Annotated in this window: 19 protein-coding genes and 1 other RNA gene; 7 read left to right on the forward strand and 13 right to left on the reverse strand. The window is 67.9% G+C overall.

From position 1 onward, the window contains the following. Positions 1-16: 16 nt before the first annotated feature. The 4 genes from ssrA (at position 17) to J2S76_RS14420 (ending at position 3,143) form a co-directional block, all read left to right on the forward strand. Positions 17-370: a transfer-messenger RNA gene (gene ssrA, locus J2S76_RS14405) on the forward strand. Between the two features lie 52 nt (positions 371-422). After that, the gene (locus J2S76_RS14410) at positions 423-1,268 is read left to right on the forward strand and encodes an SspB family protein (RefSeq protein ID WP_307061298.1); all 846 of its coding nucleotides are present in this window, start codon (positions 423-425) and stop codon (positions 1,266-1,268) included. Between the two features lie 64 nt (positions 1,269-1,332). Continuing rightward, positions 1,333-2,637 carry a flavin monoamine oxidase family protein gene (locus J2S76_RS14415; RefSeq protein ID WP_307061300.1) on the forward strand — a complete coding sequence of 435 codons (1,305 nt, stop codon included), beginning with the start codon at positions 1,333-1,335 and terminating at the stop codon, positions 2,635-2,637. Then, complete coding sequence (locus J2S76_RS14420; RefSeq protein ID WP_307061302.1) at positions 2,634-3,143, forward strand: dihydrofolate reductase; 510 nt, start codon at positions 2,634-2,636, stop codon at positions 3,141-3,143. Before J2S76_RS14415 ends, J2S76_RS14420 begins: the two co-directional genes overlap by 4 nt. A gap of 103 nt (positions 3,144-3,246) precedes the next feature. Here the strand turns inward: J2S76_RS14420 and J2S76_RS14425 are convergent, their stop codons facing one another. The 7 genes from J2S76_RS14425 to J2S76_RS14455 all read right to left on the reverse strand — a co-directional run bounded on the left by J2S76_RS14425 (position 3,247) and on the right by J2S76_RS14455 (position 7,886). Then, positions 3,247-3,885 carry a tetratricopeptide repeat protein gene (locus J2S76_RS14425; protein WP_307061304.1) on the reverse strand — a complete coding sequence of 213 codons (639 nt, stop codon included), beginning with the start codon at positions 3,883-3,885 and terminating at the stop codon, positions 3,247-3,249. Between the two features lie 102 nt (positions 3,886-3,987). Continuing rightward, positions 3,988-4,113: a type B 50S ribosomal protein L36 gene (gene ykgO / locus J2S76_RS14430; RefSeq protein WP_013167868.1), complete on the reverse strand. Its 126-nt coding sequence runs from the start codon at positions 4,111-4,113 to the stop codon at positions 3,988-3,990. Between the two features lie 147 nt (positions 4,114-4,260). Next, positions 4,261-4,659 carry a DUF4260 domain-containing protein gene (locus J2S76_RS14435; RefSeq protein WP_307061306.1) on the reverse strand — a complete coding sequence of 133 codons (399 nt, stop codon included), beginning with the start codon at positions 4,657-4,659 and terminating at the stop codon, positions 4,261-4,263. A gap of 17 nt (positions 4,660-4,676) precedes the next feature. After that, positions 4,677-5,201, reverse strand: coding sequence for a ribonuclease HI (rnhA, locus tag J2S76_RS14440; RefSeq protein ID WP_307061308.1), 525 nt, complete (start codon positions 5,199-5,201; stop codon positions 4,677-4,679). Then, complete coding sequence (locus tag J2S76_RS14445; protein ID WP_307061310.1) at positions 5,198-6,178, reverse strand: homoserine kinase; 981 nt, start codon at positions 6,176-6,178, stop codon at positions 5,198-5,200. The genes rnhA and J2S76_RS14445 overlap by 4 nt, the downstream gene beginning before the upstream one ends. Before the next feature lie 15 nt (positions 6,179-6,193). Beyond that, positions 6,194-7,174, reverse strand: a complete 981-nt coding sequence (gene ispH / locus J2S76_RS14450; RefSeq protein WP_307061312.1) for a 4-hydroxy-3-methylbut-2-enyl diphosphate reductase — start codon at positions 7,172-7,174, stop codon at positions 6,194-6,196. A gap of 67 nt (positions 7,175-7,241) precedes the next feature. Beyond that, positions 7,242-7,886 carry a YceI family protein gene (locus tag J2S76_RS14455; RefSeq protein WP_307061314.1) on the reverse strand — a complete coding sequence of 215 codons (645 nt, stop codon included), beginning with the start codon at positions 7,884-7,886 and terminating at the stop codon, positions 7,242-7,244. 259 nt (positions 7,887-8,145) lie between these two features. Here J2S76_RS14455 and J2S76_RS14460 point away from each other — a divergent pair, with 259 nt between their 5' ends. Beyond that, positions 8,146-8,856 carry a DUF1013 domain-containing protein gene (locus J2S76_RS14460; RefSeq protein ID WP_307061316.1) on the forward strand — a complete coding sequence of 237 codons (711 nt, stop codon included), beginning with the start codon at positions 8,146-8,148 and terminating at the stop codon, positions 8,854-8,856. Positions 8,857-8,932: 76 nt separating this feature from the next. On the opposite strand, the gene J2S76_RS14465 is transcribed toward J2S76_RS14460, so the two are convergent. Together J2S76_RS14465 and J2S76_RS14470 are read right to left on the reverse strand one after the other, a co-directional pair. Further along, complete coding sequence (locus J2S76_RS14465) at positions 8,933-10,861, reverse strand: propionyl-CoA synthetase (RefSeq protein WP_307061318.1); 1,929 nt, start codon at positions 10,859-10,861, stop codon at positions 8,933-8,935. Positions 10,862-11,189: 328 nt separating this feature from the next. Continuing rightward, positions 11,190-11,366, reverse strand: coding sequence for a YdcH family protein (locus tag J2S76_RS14470; RefSeq protein ID WP_307061320.1), 177 nt, complete (start codon positions 11,364-11,366; stop codon positions 11,190-11,192). Between the two features lie 210 nt (positions 11,367-11,576). Here J2S76_RS14470 and J2S76_RS14475 point away from each other — a divergent pair, with 210 nt between their 5' ends. After that, positions 11,577-11,783, forward strand: coding sequence for a YdcH family protein (locus tag J2S76_RS14475; protein ID WP_307061322.1), 207 nt, complete (start codon positions 11,577-11,579; stop codon positions 11,781-11,783). Between the two features lie 78 nt (positions 11,784-11,861). On the opposite strand, the gene J2S76_RS14480 is transcribed toward J2S76_RS14475, so the two are convergent. After that, positions 11,862-12,347: a peroxiredoxin gene (locus J2S76_RS14480; protein WP_307061324.1), complete on the reverse strand. Its 486-nt coding sequence runs from the start codon at positions 12,345-12,347 to the stop codon at positions 11,862-11,864. A 133-nt stretch (positions 12,348-12,480) separates the two neighbouring features. Then, the gene (locus J2S76_RS14485) at positions 12,481-13,335 is read right to left on the reverse strand and encodes a protein-disulfide reductase DsbD domain-containing protein (protein WP_307061326.1); all 855 of its coding nucleotides are present in this window, start codon (positions 13,333-13,335) and stop codon (positions 12,481-12,483) included. 135 nt (positions 13,336-13,470) lie between these two features. Between J2S76_RS14485 and J2S76_RS14490 the strand changes: the two genes are divergently transcribed. Further along, the gene (locus tag J2S76_RS14490) at positions 13,471-14,097 is read left to right on the forward strand and encodes a YqgE/AlgH family protein (protein WP_307061328.1); all 627 of its coding nucleotides are present in this window, start codon (positions 13,471-13,473) and stop codon (positions 14,095-14,097) included. A gap of 41 nt (positions 14,098-14,138) precedes the next feature. On the opposite strand, the gene J2S76_RS14495 is transcribed toward J2S76_RS14490, so the two are convergent. Both J2S76_RS14495 and J2S76_RS14500 read right to left on the reverse strand, forming a co-directional pair. Beyond that, positions 14,139-17,198, reverse strand: a complete 3,060-nt coding sequence (locus tag J2S76_RS14495; protein ID WP_307061570.1) for an EAL domain-containing protein — start codon at positions 17,196-17,198, stop codon at positions 14,139-14,141. Positions 17,199-17,486: 288 nt separating this feature from the next. Further along, a complete protein-coding gene (locus tag J2S76_RS14500) occupies positions 17,487-18,494 on the reverse strand; it encodes a tetratricopeptide repeat protein (RefSeq protein ID WP_307061330.1) in 1,008 nt (335 codons plus the stop codon). Position 18,495: the final 1 nt, after the last annotated feature.

Consider the following 18,495-nt stretch of genomic DNA (forward strand, 5'->3'; position numbering starts at 1 on the left):
GGGAGTTGTGGATGCCCCCCTTCCAACCGCGGGGGCAAAGCCCTATATTCGTTTTGCCGGCGCAAGCCGGATATGGCGATAAACGGACATCGGAATAAACTCTTCGGACCCGGGGGCAGTACCCGGCGCCTCCACCGGAACCCATCGAAGGGTGGGCTGCGGCGGGGGCGAAACAGGATCGACGAGAGCGTAAAGGGTCTTCTTTCGCCCGGCATGGTACCGCCGTCATCGGACCAAACATATAGTTGCCAACGACAACTATGCTCCGGTTGCTCAGGCCGCGTGAGCGGTTTGATCTACGGAAAATAAGTCCAAGCGGGTAGCACCGTGAGGCGGGGTTCGCAGGCACCTGGCAACAGAAGCCTGCACTTCATTCTCACAACCTACTGGCCGTCGGGGCTGAAATCGGGTTCATTGCCGGCATGAGCGTCGATCTGATCCGATATGACCTGCTGGTGCAGGATGCGTTGCGCGGCGTCGTTGGCCGTGTCCTTACCGATGTGGCCCGCGACGGCCTGCCCGGGGAACACCATCTCTATTTGGCCTTCGATACCTGCGCGCCCGGCGTGCGGATTTCGCCGCGCCTGAAGGAGCGTTACCCCGAAGAAATGACCATCGTGCTCCAGCACCAGTTCTGGGACCTGATCGTCACCGACCAGTTCTTCGAGGTCGGCCTTTCCTTCAACGGCATTCCCGAGCGCCTGCACGTTCCCTATGCGGCGCTGAAGGGCTTCTTCGACCCTTCCGTCAAATTCGGACTGCAATTCGAATCGGTGGAAGACGAGGACGATGCCGACGCAGAAGGCGATGGGGCGGATGAGCCCACCGCCATGCCGACGCCGATCGGTGAGGGCCGACCGACCTCCGTCCCCTCCACCCGCGCGCCCACGCGCCTGGCCGAAGTGCCGCCCAAGCCGGCGCCGGCAGAGGCTGTGGCTTCCCGTTCCATCGGGTTGAAGCCCGCCGCACCGAAGCCGGCGCCGGTCGCGGTGCCGGATGCCAAGGCGGCGCCAAAGCAGCCCAGTGCGGCGCGCGCGCCGGCCACGCCTTCCGTCGATGCCGCTAGCGCCGAGGACGCTCCGCGCCCCTCCGCAGGCGACAAGGCCTCAGGCAAGGCGCCCGACAAGACAGGCCCCGACAGCAAGGCTGCGGACGGCAAGGCGTCGGATGCCCCGAGCGCGGTGAAGCCGGTGGATGACGATGAGCCGACAGATGGCGGCTCCGGCGGCGCCCAGGTCGTGCGGCTCGATGCGTTCCGCAAGAAATAATCGCGTTGCCGGCACTGAGCCGTGTGTGCCGGACGTCGCCAGATAGCCCCCGCCAGAGCCGGACGTGAACGTGGCCGCACAGCATGAGGTGATCGTCGTCGGCGCCGGTGCCGCAGGCCTTGCGGCAGGGGCGCGGCTGCAGCAGGCCGGGATCGATGTGCGCGTGGTGGAAGCGGCGGCCCGGACCGGCGGGCGGGCCTTCACCGATACCGCGACCTTCGGCGTCGCCTGGGACCGTGGCTGCCACTGGCTGCACTCCGCCTCGGTGAACCCGCTGCGGGTGGCGGCGGACGAACTGGGCCTCGCCTATTTCGCGCGCGGCAACCGTAAGGCCCGCGCCACTCATCTCGGCGATCGCTGGGCCGATGAGGTGGAGTGTGAGGCCAGTTGGAACGACATTCAGGCCAGTTACGCCGCCATCCACAAGGCCGGCGAGGACGGGCGCGACGTCGCCGCGAGCGAAGTGCTGGCCGAGGCCGGCCTGTCTCCGCCGTGGGCGCGGCTGGCGCGGCACTGGCTGACGCTGCTTTCCGCCGCCGAGCCGGAACGACTGTCGACCCTCGACTATGCCGCCTATTCCGACACGGGCGAGAACTACCCGGTCGAGAAGGGCTATGGCGCGCTGGTGCAGGCGCTCGCCGCCCGATCCGCGCCGAACCTCGACATCGTCACCGATTGCGCGGTTTCCACCATCGACTGGTCGGGGGAGGGCGTGGCGCTCGCCACCTCGCGCGGCACGCTGACCGCCCGGCTCGCCATTGTCGCCGTGCCGACCTCGGTGATCGCGCGCGGCGGCCTTGCCTTCGCCCCCTTGCTGCCGCCCGATCTCGCCGAGGCGTTCGAGGCACTGCCGCTGGGGGCGGCGGAGAAGGTCGCCTTCCTGTTCGATCGCGACGTGTTTGGCGTCGAGCCCACCAGCTATATCGATACGCTGGATCTCCAAAATCCGGACCGCAAGCCGGTGAATTTCACCCTCAACCCGTTCGGCCAGCCCATGGCGATCGCCCAGCTCGGCGGCGCCAATGCCTCGGCGCTGGTCAAGGCCGGGCCGGGGGCGATGCGCGATTTCGCCCTTGCCGCGCTGAAGGACGCCGTCGGGGCGGACATCGAAAAGCACGTCGCCGGCGTCGCTACGACAGGCTGGGTCGCCGACCCGCTGATCGGCGGCGGCTATAGCTGCGCCCTGCCGGGCCTCGCGCATATGCGTGCGCGCCTGACGCAGACCCTCGACCATCCGCTTGGCGATCGTCTCCTGTTCGCCGGCGAGGCGTCCTCGCCGCATGCTTATTCCACCGCCCATGGCGCGCACCAGACCGGCCTCACCGCGGCGGAAACCGCGCTGACGCTGCTGCGCGGGAGGCCCGCATGACCGTGCTTACCCTTGTCGCTGCCCTGGCAGAGAACGGCGTGATCGGGCGCGGCGACGCGCTGCCCTGGCATATATCGGGTGATCTCAAGCGCTTTCGGGCGATCACCTGGGGCAAGCCGATCCTGATGGGGCGGCGGACCTTCGAATCGATCGGGCGGCCGCTGCCGGGGCGCACCAGCCTCGTCATCACCCGCGACACCGGCTTCCGCCCGCCCGAGGGGGTGCTGGTCGTCTCCTCGCTCGGCGCGGCGCTGGAGCGCGGGGCACAGGAGGCCGAGAGGCTTGGCGTCGACGAGATGGCGGTGGTGGGCGGTGCGCAGATCTATGCGCAAGCCTTTCCGCATGCCGCGCGGCTGCGCCTGACCGAAGTGCACGGGCAGCCGGAGGGTGATGTGCATTTCCCCGCCTTCGCCCGCGCGGAGTGGCGGGAGGTGGGCCGGGAAGGGCCGATCCAGGGCGAAAAGGACGAGTTCGCCTTCAGCTTCGTGGATTACGAGCGGGCGTGAGCGGCGAGCGGGCGAGAGCTGCCGCTCTCAGATCGGCCGGCTCTCGACTTTGCGTACGGCCGGTCTCAGATCGGCCGGCCTTCGACCTTGCGTGCGGCCGCTCTCAGATCGGCCGGCCTTCGACCTTGATCGCTAGTTCCTGTTCCAGGTCCTCGATCTCGTCGAGATGGGGATAGAGGGCGAGGGCATGGCGCGCCGCTTCGAGCGAGCGCTTCTCGTCGCCAATCTCCTTGCAGATAATGGCGATGCCCGCCCAGGCGCCATAGTGGCGTGGCTCGCGGGCGACGACCTGACGCAGGTCGATCAGCGCATTGGAGAAATCCTGCCGCAGGAAGAAGACGGTGGCGCGCTTGTTCCACGCCTCGAGATAATCGGGCTCGATCGCCAGCAGGCCGTCCAGCAGTTCCACCGCCAGATCGAACTTCTTCGCCTGTGTCGCCTGCGAGGCGCGCGCCATCAACAGGTCCGCCGTGTCGCTGCCCGAGGGGGTAAGGGCGACATCGATGCGGGCGGCGATGGCCTTGGCCGATTCCTTGTCGGGTGCCGCCTTGAGTGCGGCAAACAGCGCATCGAGGCGCTTGGCGCGGTCAGGTTCCGCCGGCTTTGCCACTGCGGAGGGCGTTGTCGCCTCGGCAGGTGCAGCAGCGTCCGGCCGCTCCGCAGCACTGGGCGGGGAGGTGGTCTGGGCCATGGCGCCGAGCGGAGCGGCGGCGAGGATCAGGGCAGCAAAAAGGGCGCGCATGACCCCATGTTAGGAGTCACGGCGCCCTTGAGCAATATTGCCGGCAAGCCGGCCGCGAAATCGTGAACGCGGTTGACTGCCGGAAGGCTCAGCAGCCTGCGATCAGCCCTGGCGGGCCTTGAAGCGCTTCTGGGTCTTGTTGATGATGTAGACGCGGCCCTTGCGGCGCACCAGACGGTTGTCGCGGTGACGGCCGAGCAGCGACTTGAGCGAGTTGCGGATCTTCATGACACTAACCTTCGGATCGACGGCGCCTGCGTATGAGACGGCGCCCCATGGCCGCGTCTCGATCCGCCAGCAGAAATTGAGGCCCGGCTGATAGCGGAGGGGAGGGGGCCTTGTCAATCCGCGCGCCCACTTCCCGCGCGGCCTTCCTCAGTTTCGGCCAACACGACCAAGGTGTGTGTAGGCAAAACCCGCAGCATATTTCAGGCCATAGCCCAGTAGCCGGTCGAGCCCGATATGTGCCGTCCAGATAAGGGCGATCGCGCCGGCAAGCGGCGCACTGAACCCATAGGCGAGGCCGCCGAGCAGGGCCGGGGCGACGTAAGTGTGTGCCGCGTTATAGAAAAAGGCGCCGGGGCGCGGCCCCGCGAGATAGCCGAGCATGGACAGGTCCGGCGCCAGAATCAGCGCGGCGAACAGCCACCAGCTGGCGCCGAGCGTCGCATAGGCGACTAGCGCGACGGCGAAGACGGCCAGCCCCTCAGCCCGCAGGAGCAGGGCAGGCGCTCCCATAGCCGCCCCCCAGGACGCCTTGATGCTGTCCGCCATGGTTCCCCACCCCTGTTTCAGAAGGCGCCCCGTGACGCCTTGTAGGGTGCCATGCCGGCCCGGGCGAGCTCATCCGCACGCTCATTCATCTCGTCGCCGGCATGGCCCTTGACCCAGTGCCAGCGAATCTCATGGCGGGCGATGGCCGCCTCCAACCGCTCCCACAGGTCGACATTCTTCACCGGCTTCTTGTCGGCGGTGCGCCAACCATTGCGCTTCCAGCCGGCGATCCATTTGGTGATGCCGTTGCGCATATATTCGCTGTCGGTGTGCAGATCGACCGTGCAGGGGCGCTTCAGCGCCTCCAGCGCGGAGATCGCCGCCATCAGCTCCATCCGGTTATTGGTGGTGGGGGATTCGCCGCCGGAGAGCTCCTTCGCCGAGCCGGCATAGCGCAGGATCGCGCCCCAGCCGCCGGGGCCGGGATTGCCCGAGCAGGCGCCGTCGGTCCAGATCGCGACGATGCCTTTCGGCGCATCGCTGGGCGTCTCCGTCCTGGCATCGTCGGCGAAGACGCGGGCGGTTCCGGGGGCTGTCTTCACGGGCTCACGCCTTCAATGATGCCGTAGTCGCGCGGGCTCGTCACCGAGCGGTGGAAGCGCAGCTTGCGCAAATATTCCAACGGGTCGTGCGGGCGTACCAGCGCGCCGGGCGGCACGTTGAGCCAGTCGACCAGCCGGGTGAGCAGGAAGCGCAGCGCCGCCCCGCGCGCGAGCAGCGGCAGCGCCGCAATTTCGTCGGCGCCGAGCGGCCGCTCGCCCTGATAGGCGGCGAGCAAGGCGCGACCCTTGGTCTGGTTGAAGGCGCCATCCGGCTCGAAGCACCAGGCGTTGAGGCAGATGGCGACGTCATAGGCCAACAGGTCGTTGCAGCCGAAATAGAAGTCGATCAGGCCGGACAGCCGGCCGTCGGTGAAGAACACATTGTCCGGGAACAGATCGGCATGGATGACGCCGGCCGGCAGATCCGTCGGCCAGCGCGCCTCCAGCACGGACAGCTCGTCCGCGATGAGCGCCGACAGACCCGGTGCCACCGTATCCGCCCGCTCGCCCGCCTGCTCATAGAGCGGGCGCCAGCCGGCGACGGAGAGCGCATTGGCGCGGCGCAGCGCGGTGAAGTCAGCCCCCGCCTTGTGCAGCCCGGCCAGCGCGGCGCCGAGCGCGGCGCAGTTGGCGGCGGTGGGGCGGCGTACCGAGGTGCCGAGAAGGAAGGTGGCGATTAGCGCCGGCCGCCCGGCCAGCGTGCCGAGCGCCACGCCCTCGCGGTTGCGCACCGGTTGCGGGCAATCGATGCCGCGCGTCGCCAGATGCTCCATCAGCCCGACGAAGAAGGGCAGGTCAGCGGGGTTCACCCGCTTCTCATAGAGCGTCAGGATGAAGCTGCCGGCCTCGGTCTGCAGCAGGTAGTTGGAGTTCTCGACGCCCTCGGCGATGCCCTTGAAGGCACGCAGGCGGCCGAGATCATAGGTGGCGAGGAAGGCTTCGAGCTCTTCCGGGGAGACATCGGTGTAAACGGCCATGGGGTGGGGTCGAGCCTATTCGGCAGCATCGGAACGGAGCTGCCGGGGCAGCGGGAAGAACACGTCCTCATGGGCGGTATGCACCGTCTCCACCTTCAGCGTGTAGCGCGCGGCGAAGGCGTCGAGGATTTCCTCGACGAGGATTTCCGGGGCGGAGGCACCGGCGCTGACACCCAGCGAGGCGATGGCGCCGAAGACATTCCAGTCGATCTCGCTCGCGCGCTGCACCAGCACGGCGTGGCGGCAGCCCTCGCGCTCGGCGGCCTCGCGCAGCCGCTGGGAATTGGAAGAGTTCGGCGCGCCGACCACGATCATCGCGTCCACCTCAGGGGCGACGCGCTTGACTGCTTCCTGCCGGTTGGTGGTGGCGTAGCAGATGTCCTCCTTGTGCGGCGCCACCATGGAGGGGAAGCGCTGCCGGAGGATCGCGACGATTTCGGCGGTGTCGTCGATGGAGAGGGTGGTCTGGGTGGTGAAGGCGAGATTGCCGGGGTCGCGGGGCTGGAAGAGCCGCGCCTGCTCGGCGGTCTCGACCAGCGAGACGGCGCCCTCGGGCAACTGGCCCATCGTGCCGATCACCTCGGGATGACCGGCGTGGCCGATGAGCACGACTTCGCGCCCGCGCTTGTGATGCACGGTCGCCTCGCGGTGCACCTTGGTCACCAGAGGGCAGGTGGCGTCGATGGCGAAGAAGTTTCGCCGGGCCGCGTCCTCCGGCACCGAGCGGGCGACGCCATGGGCGGAGAAGATGACGGGGGCGGTGGTGCCGGCCGGAATTTCGTGGAGTTCCTCGACGAACACCGCGCCCTTCGCCTTCAGCCCTTCCACGACGTATTTATTGTGCACGATCTCATGGCGCACATAGACCGGCGGGCCATACATCTCCAACGCCCGCTCCACCGCGTCGATAGCGCGCACCACGCCGGCACAGAAGCCGCGCGGGGCGCAGAGAAGAACGCGAAGCTCGGGCTTCCGGGCAGATGTTTCGGGGGTCATCGCAGGGTCCAGCGGGGCCTCGCCATCGTCATGGGTGCCGGGGCCCGCGCTGTCAAGCGTGGCCGGATCAGGGCTGCTTGATGAAGGCGCCGACAATGTCGAGGGCCACCTCGTCGGAAATGACCGGCGCACCGAAACCCAGGCCGAAATCGCTGCGGCGGATTTCGGCGGTGGCGGTGAAGCCGATATTCTCGGCCTTGGTCATCGGGTTGATGCCGGCGCCGAAGAAGCTGGTGTCCAGCGTCACCGGCTTGGTCACGCCATGGATCGTCAGTTCGCCCTCAATGGTGGCGTCGGTGCCTTCAACCGTCACCCGGGTGGATTTGAAGCTGGCGGTAGGGAATTTCGCCGCGTCGAAAAGTTCCGGGCTCGCCAGATGCGTGGCGAAGCCTTCCGAAGTAACGCGCAGGCCGGAGATAGGAACGGTGATCTCCAGCTTCGCCTCCTCGGGTTTTGTCGGGTCGAGAACCAGCGTCCCGCTGGAGGCGCCGAACATGCCGGCGAGTGGGGTGATTCCCATGTGGTCGACGGTCCAGACGATCTGGGTGTGATCCGGGTCGACGGTGTAGCTGCCGCCGGTAATGCCGGCGACATCCTCGGTGCCGGGCATTGGCGCGCTCTGCGGCGCGGGGCTCTCTTGCGCGAAGCTGGGCTGGGCGCCGGCGGTGAATCCGATCAGCAGGGCTGTCGCCAGAAGTCGAATGGGCTTCATTGGTTTCTCCTCGATTCGGGTCGGCGGACGCTATCAGCCGCCCTGCGGCGCGGCCACACCGACCCTCGTCTTAGGATTTGCAGGAAGGCGCGCGGAAGCCTATATTCTTCGCATCCCGGTCATCGCGAGACGGTCCGAGGCTCCGCCCCGCAGGGTGGTGGGGCGCGGGGAGAAGTTTGCGCGGCCGAAAGACCTCAAATCTGCACGCCGGCTCGGTTTCATCGCCAGCCCGGCGCCTCACTGGATGGAGCTGCGTCCCATGGCGAACGCCCCCCTCATGCCGAAGGCCACCGCCGTGTGGCTGGTCGAGAATACCGCGCTGACCTTCGACCAGATCGCGGACTTTTGTAAGCTGCACGTGCTTGAGGTGAAGGGCATCGCCGATGGCGAGGTCGCGCAGGGCATCAAGGGCAGCGACCCGATGACCACCAGCCAGCTGGCCCGCGAGGAAATCGAGCGCGCCGAGAAGAACCCCAATTACCGCCTGAAGCTGCTGGAATCGAAGGTGCGCCTGCCCGAGCCCAAGCGCCGCCGCGGCCCGCGCTACACCCCGGTTTCCAAGCGCCAGGATCGTCCGAACGCGATTCTCTGGCTGCTGCGCAACCATCCGGAGCTGAAGGACAGCCAGATCATGCGGCTGGTGGGCACCACCAAGACGACCATCGAGTCGATCAAGGAGCGCACCCACTGGAACGCGGCGCATCTGACGCCGATGGACCCGGTGACGCTGGGCCTGTGCTCGCAGATCGACCTCGATATCGAAGTGCAGCGCTCCTCTAAGGACCGCCCCGCCTCGGCGGCGCCGTCCGGCGAGCACGAGGCGACGCTGCTGCCGGTCGACGTCTCGATCGGCGACGGGCCGGAGCCCTTCGTGCCGAGCCGCAAGCCGCGCGAGGAGCCGATCGACCTGGAGACCGTGTTCGCCAAGCTGGGTGGTTCGCGCAAGAGCGAGGTCGACGACGAGGAATAAGCCCGGCCCTGCGGCGCGCGGCCTGAACGATCAGAGCCCGGGGCGATGCGCCCCGGGCTTTTTTCGTGAGGGGCGCCTATGCGGCCGTCACCTTGGCGAAGCCGCGCGCGCCTAGGGCGAGGGCGATCTCATCGAGCGCGGCCGGGTCGTCGATGGTGGCCGGCATGTTCCACGGCTCGGCATCGGCGATCTTCTTCATCGTGCCGCGCAGAATCTTGCCGGAGCGCGTCTTGGGCAGGCGGTTGACGGTGATGGCGAGGCGGAAGGCTGCCACCGGGCCGATGCGCTCGCGCACCAGCGCCACGATCTCCGCCTCGATATCGGCCGGCGAGCGGAAGACTCCCGCCTTCAGCACCACGAAGCCGCACGGCACCTCGCCCTTCAGCTCGTCATGAATGCCGATGACCGCGCATTCCGCGACATCGGCATGGGCGGCCAGCACTTCCTCCATGCCGCCGGTGGAGAGCCGGTGGCCGGCGACATTGATGATGTCGTCGGTGCGGCCCATGATGAAGAGTTGGCCATTGGCATCGGTGAAGCCGGCATCCGCCGTCTTGTAGTAGCCGGGGAAATCGACGAGGTAGCTCTCGCGAAAGCGCTCGTCCTGCCGCCACAGCGTCGGCAGGCAGCCGGGCGGCAGCGGCAGCTTGATGGCGATGGAGCCCATGCGGTCGGGGCCCACGGGGTGGCCGCCCTCGTCGAGAATGTCGACCTGATAGCCCGGCATCGGCACACCCGTGGAGCCGACGCGGATCGGCAGGGCGCCGAGGCCGACCGGGTTGCCGGCAATGGCCCATCCGGTCTCTGTCTGCCACCAGTGATCCACCACCGGCACGCCCAGCCGGGCTTTGGCCCATTCCACCGTGTCGGGGTCGGCCCGCTCCCCGGCGAGGAAAAGGGTACGCAGGCTGGAGCGGTCATAATCGCCCATCAGCCGCCCTTCCGGGTCTTCCTTCTTGATGGCGCGCAGGGCGGTGGGGGCGGTGAACAGCACCGCCACCCGGTATTCTTCGATCACCCGCCAGAAGGCGCCGGCATCCGGCGTGCCCACGGGCTTGCCCTCGTAAAGGACGGTGGTGCAGCCAGCGAGCAGCGGGGCGTAGACGATGTAGGAATGACCCACCACCCAGCCAATGTCGGAGGCCGACCAGTAGACCTCTCCCGGGCGTACGTCATAGAGGCCTTCCATCGACCAGCGGAGCGCCACCATATAGCCGCCGCTGTCGCGCACCACACCCTTGGGCTTTCCGGTCGTGCCCGAGGTATAGAGGATGTAGAGCGGATCGGTGGCCTCCACCGGCACGCAGTCCGCCCGCGTGCCGGCCGCGCGGGCCTGCTCGCGCCGGGCCGCCCAGTCATGGTCCCGGTCGGCAACAAGCCGGGCCTCGATTTGCGGGCGCTGGAAGATGAGGCAGGCGTCCGGCTTGTGCTTCGCCATGGTCAAGGCGAGGTCCAGCAGCGGCTTGTAGTGGACGACCCGCGAGGGCTCGATGCCGCAGGAGGCGGAGAGCACGACCTTGGGCTGGGCGTCCTCGATGCGGCTGGCGAGCTCGGCGGCGGCGAAGCCGCCGAACACCACCGAATGCACCGCCCCGATACGGGCGCAGGCCAGCATGGCGAACACGGCTTCCGGGATCATCGGCATGTAGATGACGACGCGGTCGCCCTTGTCGACGCCGAGCTCGCGCAGCACGCCGGCGAGCAGGCTCACCTCGTCCTTCAGCTCGGCATAGGTAACGGTGCGCTTGGCGCCGGCGACGGGGCTGTCATAGAACATCGCCGGCTGCGCGCCGCGGCCGCTGTCGACGTGCCGATCCACCGCATTGTGGCAGACATTGGTTGTCCAGCCGGGAAACCAGCGGCCATAGATGCCCTGCGAGGCATCAAAGGTGCGCTCGCCTTCCGACGTCCAGTCGATGGCGCCGGCGGCGTCGCGCCAGAAACCCTCGGAGTCGCGAATGGAACGTGCGTGCATGTCGGGGTAGCGGCTGGCGGGACCGGGCATCGCGGGCGTCTCCCTCAGGAACATTCTTGTCGGATAGCTTTTTATTGCCCCGAGATTTCGCCTTTCGCGACGGTATGGCAAGACGCTGAAATGCTTACGCCCTTCGTCGGGTTTGTCCCGGCCCCTGCGTCCGCACGCACGAAAACGAACCGCCGGCAGAATGCCGGCGGCCGGGTCTTGCGTCCAATCACTGGAAGGTCGTGAATTCAGGCTGGCACAGCCACAGCGGACTGTTCGATCGCCTTGATCGGTTCGCCAAACAGCCCTCAAACTCGATGAGAGACAAAGGCTCGTCCGATCAGCGTGTCGCAGACTGACCGCACTGGCTTCAGTGCAGCGTTCCGCCCTTGCAGCGGGCGATCTCGTCCTTGAGGATCAGTTTTCGCCGTTTGAGATCGGCAATGCGGGTGTCGTCCGTCGCAGGGCGGGTAATCTCTTCTCGCAACTGCTTCTCGAGTGCCTGGTGGCGACGTTCCAACTCGGCAACATGCGACTGCATGGTCATGGACAGTATCTCCCTGTCTTCCGAAGCGAACGTCATCAGTCTGTCACGAGAGGCGCGGGCTGTCGATCAAAGGATGTGCTGCACTGCAGCGTGGTAATGGGAGGGGCCGGCTGCCCCGCTGTTGCGGCCGGCGGCGAGGGCGGCGATACTCTGTCCGGACCCCGGCCGTGCCGGGGATGAGTCGGTTTTCGGGTCGGGCGTTTGACACAGATGACGGCGGATGAGGAACGCGAGCTCCTGGCTCACCTCGAGCGCTTGCGGCAGGAGCACCGTGATCTGGATATCGCGATCCAGGCACTGCAGGATATGCCGGGCAGCGACCAGCTGCAGCTTGCCCGTTTCAAGAAGCGCAAGCTGCAGCTGCGCGACCGCATAGGCTATATCGAGGATCAGATCTGCCCCGACATCATCGCCTGAGCGGCGGGAAGGGGGCTGGTTGCCCGCGGGAAATCCCGGCGCGGGGCTGGCCCCGGCCGGGAATCCGCGGCTCTATGTTCAGAACTGGGTGAGCAGCACGTCGGCGTTGGTCTTGTCGGCCTTGCTCGGCACGTCCTCGACATTGAGGATCATCACCTCGCCATCGTCGACCAGCATGGAATAGCGCTTGGAGCGCAGGCCGAGGCCGGCCCCCGAGGCATCGAAATCGAGGCCGACCGCCTTGGCGAACTCGGCATTGCCGTCCGAGAGGAAGACGATCTTGCCATTGGCATTGGACGCCTTTTCCCAGGCCGCCATGACGAAGGGATCGTTCACCGCCGTCACCGCAATGGTGCTGACGCCCTTGGCGAGGATTTCCTCGGCGCGGGCGATGAAGCTCGGCAGGTGGTTCTTGTGGCAGGTGGGCGTGAAGGCGCCGGGAACGGCGAACAGCACGACCTTCTTGTTCTTGAAGAGCTCATCGGTGGACTTCGGCACCGGGCCGTCCTCCGTGGCCACGCGGAATGTGACGCTGGGGAGCTGGTCGCCGACCTTGATCGTCATGGGTGTTTCCTTTCTTACGGCGGAAAATGTGGGGACGGAACCCGCCGAGGGACCGTGCAGACCGGCGCCCGCCGCGACCGGCGGGTCCGGTCGGCCGGTACCATAGCGGTTTCCTTCCCGACGGGAAGCGCGTTCAACGGGCGGAAAGGGGGGTGTCCACCTCGATCGCGCGCTCGCCATCGACGAGGGTGAAGCGCAGGCGGGCGGTGGTGACGTCCGCGCCCTTGGGAACCCCATCGACCGGCAGCACGAAAACGGTCCGTCCGTCGACCCCGGTCTCGCGCGCCGGCAGCGGCAGCGCCCAGTCCTCGTCCGGCCCCTCCACGAACAGATCGGCCGTGGCGGCGTGGTCAACATGGGTCACGATGCGGATGGAGGTGCCCCCGGAGGCATGGTGCAGCTCGGCGGTAGCGATGCCGGGCTCGCCCTTGGCGCCGAGGCCCTGCGCGCCCAGCACCGCCGAGCGCGGAACGCTCGCCAGCGCCTGCGCCAGGGCGGCGGAGGGGGCGCCGGTGTCGCCGGGCTGCAGGGCCAGATCGAGCGCGGCATTGGCCGGTTGGCAGATCTTGCCGCAGACGGCGAAATCAAGGTTCAGCTTCAGCTCGACCGGCTGCGTGCGGTCCTTCGGCGTGATGCGCAGCGGCAGGACGACGTCGTGCTTATAGCCGATGGAGAAGGAGCCGCCATCATCGAACCGCGACGGTGCCGGCCACAGCACCTCGACGGCCTCGACATTGCGCGAACCGCTCCAGTCGAAATGCGGCGGCACTCCACTGTCGCCGGGATAGCGCCAATAGGTCTTCAGCCCCGGGGGCAGACGGATTTCGACGCCGCCCATCAGCGCGCCGTCCTGGCTCCCGCCCGCGACGAGGCGCGCGGCGGTACCCTCCGGGGCCGACCAGGCGGACATGTCGCCCGCGAGGGCCGAGCCCGCGAGGGGCACGAGCGCGAGCGAGCACAGAGTGAAGTGACGCAGACGGGACAGCATGGCCTTGGCGATAGCCTCTCCACTCGGGATGGGGAAGTCGCGCGGGGCGCACTTTCGTGTGAGGCCGCGACGGTCGGCCGGTCGACATGAGTCGCCGGGCTTGAAAATGCCCCGGCGGGGATTAGGCTTCCCCTCATGTGGATCGGACGCGAGCGCCCCCGAAGTCCCGACGCCCCTGCCGGCGGGACTTTCCTTGACGGACAGATGCTGGTCGCCATGCCGGGCATGCGGGACGAGCGTTTCGCCCGCGCGGTGATCTATCTGTGTGCGCACTCGCCGGAAGGGGCGATGGGCATCGTGGTCAACCAGCCGGCCAGCCACGTGAATTTTCCCGATCTGCTGGTCCAGCTGGACGTCATTCCGCAAGAGGAGCGCATTCATCTGCCGCGCAGCGCCGGCGGGGTGAAGGTGCTGCGCGGGGGGCCGGTGGAAACCGGGCGCGGCTTCGTGCTGCACACGGCCGATTTCTTCATCCAGGATTCGACCCTGCCGATCGATGACGGGATCTGCCTGACGGCGACGCTCGACATTCTCCGGGCGATGGCGACCGGCAGCGGGCCGGCCAGCGCGATGCTGGCGCTGGGCTATGCCGGCTGGGCGCCGGGGCAGCTCGAAAACGAAATCCAGCAGAATGGCTGGCTGCATTGCCCGGCCGATCCGACGCTGGTGTTCGAGGCCGAGGCCGGCGAGAAATACGATCTGGCCCTGCGCAAGATCGGCATCGACCCCCGCATGCTCTCCAGCGAGGCGGGCCACGCCTGAGCCCGCACACGGCCGGGTGGGCGTGACGCTTACCTTCAGTTTCAGGCTTGCGTGGTCGGTGCGGATGCCGGCGTGGCGGAGGATGAGGCTGCCGGGCGGGCGGCCGCCTGTGGGGCCGCAGCAGCGGCAGGCTGAGCGGCGGCATGCTGCGCGGCTTCTGCGGCGCTGGCAGGGCGTGCGGCGGCCAGAGGGGTGGTGGCCGAGCCGGTACCTGCACGGGCGCCGCGCGACAGCTGGCGCCCGCGTTCGAGCAGGGAGGTGGGCGGCTGCTCGGGCTGCAGGCGCTTGCGGGCCTCGTCGGTGGTCAGCGCCTCGCCGAAGAAGCGGCCCTGGCCATAGCGGCAGCCCAGCTTGCCCAGCGCGGCGGCGACCTGCTCGGTTTCGACACCCTCGGCGATGATGTCCATGCCGAGATCCTGCGCCATGTTGACGATGGTGCGCAGGATGACGGGGCGCTGCGCCTTGTTGCCGCTGCGGCCCAGCGCCTTGGTGAAGGTGCGGTCGACCTTGATGCTGTCGAAGGGAAAGCGCTGGAGATAGGCGAGCGCCGAATAGCCGGAGCCGAAATCTTCCAGCGTCAGGCCGGCGTCGAGCTCGCGCATACGCAGCAGGATCTGCGCCGTGTATTCCGGATTCTCCATCGCCAGCGATTCGGAGAGCTCCAGCTTCAGCGTGCCCGGGGCGACGACATTGCGGGCGAGCACCGCCTTGAGATCCTGCAGCATGTCGTGGCGCAGCATCTGGCGCGAGGAGATGTTGACCGAGACGAAGATCGGCTCGCCACGCAGGGTCCGCTGCCACACGCCGAGCTGGCGTGCAGCGCTGTCGAGCACGAAAAGCCCGAGATCGACGATCAGCCCCGATTCTTCGGCAAGGCCGAGGAAGTCGTCGGCGGCCAGGGCCCCCATCGTGGGGTGCTGCCAGCGCATCACCATTTCGAAGCCAGCAATCCGGCGCGTCGCGAGGTCGACGATGGGCTGGTAGAGAACGTTGATCTCGCCGCGTTGCAGCGCCTGGCGCAGGTCCTGCTCCATCGTCAGCCGGTCGAGCTTCTGCGTGCGCATGTTGGGTCGGAACACTTCGATCCGGTCGCCACCGACGCGCTTGGCGAAGTACATCGCCAGCTCTGCGTCCTTCAGCGTCTCCATCGGGGTGCGCTTCTGGCCGTCGGCGAGCAGCAGGCCGATGGAGGCGGTGATGAAGATTTCCCGGTCGCCGAAGGTGATGGGCGCGCGCAGCGTGCGGCGCAGCGTGTCGGCGAAGGCGGTGATGCGCTCGGGGTCGCGCTCGGACAGCAGGATTAGGGCAAAATGGTCGCTGCCCAGACGCGCAAGCGTGTCCTGCTGCTTCACGAGGCGCATCAGGCGGCGGGCGACGGTGAGCAGGATGGAATCGCCCGCCGGCATGCCCAGAGAGGCATTCACCTGCTTGAAGCGGTCGAGGTCGATCAGCATCACCGTCGGGCGGATCTGGTCGTCGCTGCGGGCCAGGCCGGCGGCGCCGGAGACGCGGTCGAGGAACAGTTCGCGATTGGGCAGGCCGGTCAGGTTGTCATGCACGGCGTCGTGGAGCATGCGCTCCTCGGCGGTGCGGCTGTCGGTGACGTCGGAAAGCGTGCCGATGCAGCGCACCACCTCGCCATCGGTGCCGACCACCGGACGGGCGCGCAGGTTGAACCAGAGATAATGGCCGTCATGCGCGCGCAGGCGGAAATCCTGGTCGATGCGCCCGCGCCGCTGGTCCAGCAGTCCGTCCAGCGTGGCGCGGAAACGGTCGCGGTCGCCGGGATGGATGATGTCGAGCCAGCCGGCGGCCTCGGTCTCCAGCGTGCCCTGCTTGAGGCCCAGCATGTGCTCGGCTTCGGGGCTGACATGGATGCGGTCGGTATCGACGTCCCAGTCCCAGACGATATCGCCCGAGCCCGCCACCGCCAGCGCCCGACGTTCGAGCTCCTGCGCACTGCCGGCGACCGAGCCGATACCGGCGAAGGCGTGCTGCATCACGGTGAAGCCGATCAGCATCACGATCAGCACGAGGCCGCCGAGCAGCGCCGGGGCGACGAGATCGTTGCCGATGCGGCCTGACACCGCCATGCCGGCGGTAATCACCCACACCACCAGCAGGAAGAGCGTCGGGATGATGAGCACTGCCCGGTCGTAGCGGTGCAGCGCGAGCCATACCACCACGCCGAAGCCCATGAAGGAGACGACCAGCAGCGAGGGCCGGGCAATGCCGGCCGCGGCGGAAGGGTCGAGAAGCGCAAGCCCGACAATGGCGGCGAGGAACACCAGCCAGCCGGCGGTGACATGGGCGTAGCGCACATGCCAGCGATTGAGGTTGAGATAGGCGAACAGGAAAACCACCAGCGTCGCGGCAAGGATCGCCTCGCCCGCCGCGCGCCAGAATTGCTGCGCCAGCGGCGAGATGCCGAACACTTTTGACCAGAAGCCGAAATCGAGGCCGATATAGCCCAGCACCGCCCAGGCCAGCGCCGCCGCCGCCGGGAACATGGCGCTGCCCTTCACCACGAACAGGATGGTGAGGAAGAGGGCAAGCAGGCCGGCAATGCCGATGACGATGCCGTTATAGAGCGTGAAGCTGTTGACCTTGTCCTTATAGGCCTCCGGCTCCCACAGATAGAGCTGCGGCAGGCCGCCATCGCCGAGCTCGGCCACCAGCGTCACCGTCGTGCCGGGGTCGAGGGTGAGAAAGAACACATCGGCATCGGGTGCGTTCTGCAGCTCCGGTCGGAAGCCCTGGCTCGTCGTCACGTTGAGGATACGGCGATTGCCGAGGTCCGGCCAGAACACGCCGGAACCCACCATGCGGTAATGCGGGGCGACGATCAGTCGGTCGACCTGTTCGTCGGTGTTGTTGGCGAGGGCGAAGACGGCCCATTTGCTGCCATTCGGTCCCGTCGCCACCGAGCGCACCTCGATGCGGCGGACGATGCCGTCGGCACCCGGCACGGTGGAAACCTGGATGCGGTCCGTGTCGCTGGTGCGGCGCTCAATGGCGGGGGCGAGGTCGACGACCGGGGCATCGAGCCGGATCGCCACGGCCTCCAGCGCGCGGGCGCCCGGTACGCCCAGCGCGAGCATCGCGAACAGCAGCGCCGCCGCCACCGCGAACGCCCGGGCGACAGCCGGCCGGCGGGAGGGAAGACGCGGTGTTCCCCGCGACGGCACTGGACGAGCAATGAGCAAACGAAATCCCCAGAAGGCTGCCTTGAACGCCGCGCCGCCGGCTCCCGACGGCGAAGCGTCACGATGAGTAACGGTGCCCGGCGGCATGAGCAAGGCGGGAACTCCCCACGCTGCGCTGGCGTCGGCGTGGAAACAGGGCGCCCGTCCCTGTAATCGGGTCGCTATCAAAACCGCCACGCACGGCTAATAGGCCGGGGCGGGCGACCACGGCTTGACGAGGGCCTGCGCCTGAGCCCGCTGTTCGGGCGTCAGCGAGGCGACCAGCTTGTCGAGCATCGGATCGTCCAGCTTCTGCGCCTTGGCGGCAAGGTGCCAGGCGGCGGCGGCGATCACGTCCTTGGGAGCGCCGCGCCCGGCGGAGAGGATGCGGGCATAGCGGTTCTGCGCGATGGTGTTTCCCTGCAGCGCCGCCTTGCGGAAAAGCGCGGCGGCGCGCTCCTCGTCCTTCGGCACGCCCGTGCCATTGAAGACCACGATGGCGAGTTCGGTGGTGGCAACGTCGTTGCCGACCTCACTGGCTCGCTGAAGCAGCCGGGCGGACTCGACAGGGTCGCGCGGCACGCCATTGCCGTCGCGGTAGAGTGTCGCCAGCGCGTAGAGGGCATCCGGCTGGTCGCTCTCGGCCCCGCGCTTGAACCATTCGGCGGCGATGGCCGGCTCCTTCGGCGCCACCTGGCCCTGGAGATAGACGAGCCCGAGATTATAGGCGGCGCGCGCGCTGCCGCCTTCGGCGGCACGGCGGAAGAAATCGACCGCCTGATCCTTGTTGGAGGCCGAGGGGGAGGCCATGAGAATGGCGCCAAGGGTGAAAAGCGCGTCGGGATTTCCCTTCGCTGCCGCCGCCTCGTACCATTTGCGCGCTGCCGTCGGGTCCTGGCGCACACCATAGCCCTGGGAGAGCAGCTCCGCCGCGAGAACCATGGAGACGGCGTCGCCCTGCGCATTGGCCCGGCTGACGGCGAGATCGAGGGCCGTGCCGTACCGGCCGCGCTGATAGGCGGTGAAGGCCGGGTCGGGGTCTAGGCCCAGCGGGGCCTGGGTGCTCGGCATGCCCAGCCGGGGGCCGGCAGGATTGGGTGCGGCGCGCATCGCTGCGGCGGGCGCCGTCTCGGTCGAGGACTGCCCCTGTGCCGCGCTCGCCGTTGCGGCCCATGCCAGGCACGCCAGCAGCGTGCCGGCCGGGAGGGCCATA

The sequence above is a fragment of the Ancylobacter vacuolatus genome (genome assembly GCF_030813595.1).
Classification (GTDB): Bacteria; Pseudomonadota; Alphaproteobacteria; order Rhizobiales; family Xanthobacteraceae; genus Ancylobacter; species Ancylobacter vacuolatus.

Excerpts from the sequence above, each read along its gene's own strand:
- J2S76_RS14410 (WP_307061298.1), top strand. The coding sequence starts at position 423 with ATGAGCGTCGATCTGATCCGATATGACCTGCTGGTGCAGGATGCGTTG.
- J2S76_RS14420 (WP_307061302.1), top strand. The coding sequence starts at position 2,634 with ATGACCGTGCTTACCCTTGTCGCTGCCCTGGCAGAGAACGGCGTGATC.
- J2S76_RS14425 (WP_307061304.1), bottom strand. The coding sequence starts at position 3,885 with ATGCGCGCCCTTTTTGCTGCCCTGATCCTCGCCGCCGCTCCGCTCGGC.
- ykgO (WP_013167868.1), bottom strand. The coding sequence starts at position 4,113 with ATGAAGATCCGCAACTCGCTCAAGTCGCTGCTCGGCCGTCACCGCGAC.
- J2S76_RS14435 (WP_307061306.1), bottom strand. The coding sequence starts at position 4,659 with ATGGCGGACAGCATCAAGGCGTCCTGGGGGGCGGCTATGGGAGCGCCT.
- J2S76_RS14445 (WP_307061310.1), bottom strand. The coding sequence starts at position 6,178 with ATGGCCGTTTACACCGATGTCTCCCCGGAAGAGCTCGAAGCCTTCCTC.
- ispH (WP_307061312.1), bottom strand. The coding sequence starts at position 7,174 with ATGACCCCCGAAACATCTGCCCGGAAGCCCGAGCTTCGCGTTCTTCTC.
- J2S76_RS14455 (WP_307061314.1), bottom strand. The coding sequence starts at position 7,886 with ATGAAGCCCATTCGACTTCTGGCGACAGCCCTGCTGATCGGATTCACC.
- J2S76_RS14460 (WP_307061316.1), top strand. The coding sequence starts at position 8,146 with ATGGCGAACGCCCCCCTCATGCCGAAGGCCACCGCCGTGTGGCTGGTC.
- J2S76_RS14465 (WP_307061318.1), bottom strand. The coding sequence starts at position 10,861 with ATGCCCGGTCCCGCCAGCCGCTACCCCGACATGCACGCACGTTCCATT.
- J2S76_RS14470 (WP_307061320.1), bottom strand. The coding sequence starts at position 11,366 with ATGACCATGCAGTCGCATGTTGCCGAGTTGGAACGTCGCCACCAGGCA.
- J2S76_RS14475 (WP_307061322.1), top strand. The coding sequence starts at position 11,577 with ATGACGGCGGATGAGGAACGCGAGCTCCTGGCTCACCTCGAGCGCTTG.
- J2S76_RS14480 (WP_307061324.1), bottom strand. The coding sequence starts at position 12,347 with ATGACGATCAAGGTCGGCGACCAGCTCCCCAGCGTCACATTCCGCGTG.
- J2S76_RS14485 (WP_307061326.1), bottom strand. The coding sequence starts at position 13,335 with ATGCTGTCCCGTCTGCGTCACTTCACTCTGTGCTCGCTCGCGCTCGTG.
- J2S76_RS14490 (WP_307061328.1), top strand. The coding sequence starts at position 13,471 with ATGTGGATCGGACGCGAGCGCCCCCGAAGTCCCGACGCCCCTGCCGGC.
- J2S76_RS14495 (WP_307061570.1), bottom strand. The coding sequence starts at position 17,198 with ATGCTCGCGCTGGGCGTACCGGGCGCCCGCGCGCTGGAGGCCGTGGCG.
- J2S76_RS14500 (WP_307061330.1), bottom strand. The coding sequence starts at position 18,494 with ATGGCCCTCCCGGCCGGCACGCTGCTGGCGTGCCTGGCATGGGCCGCA.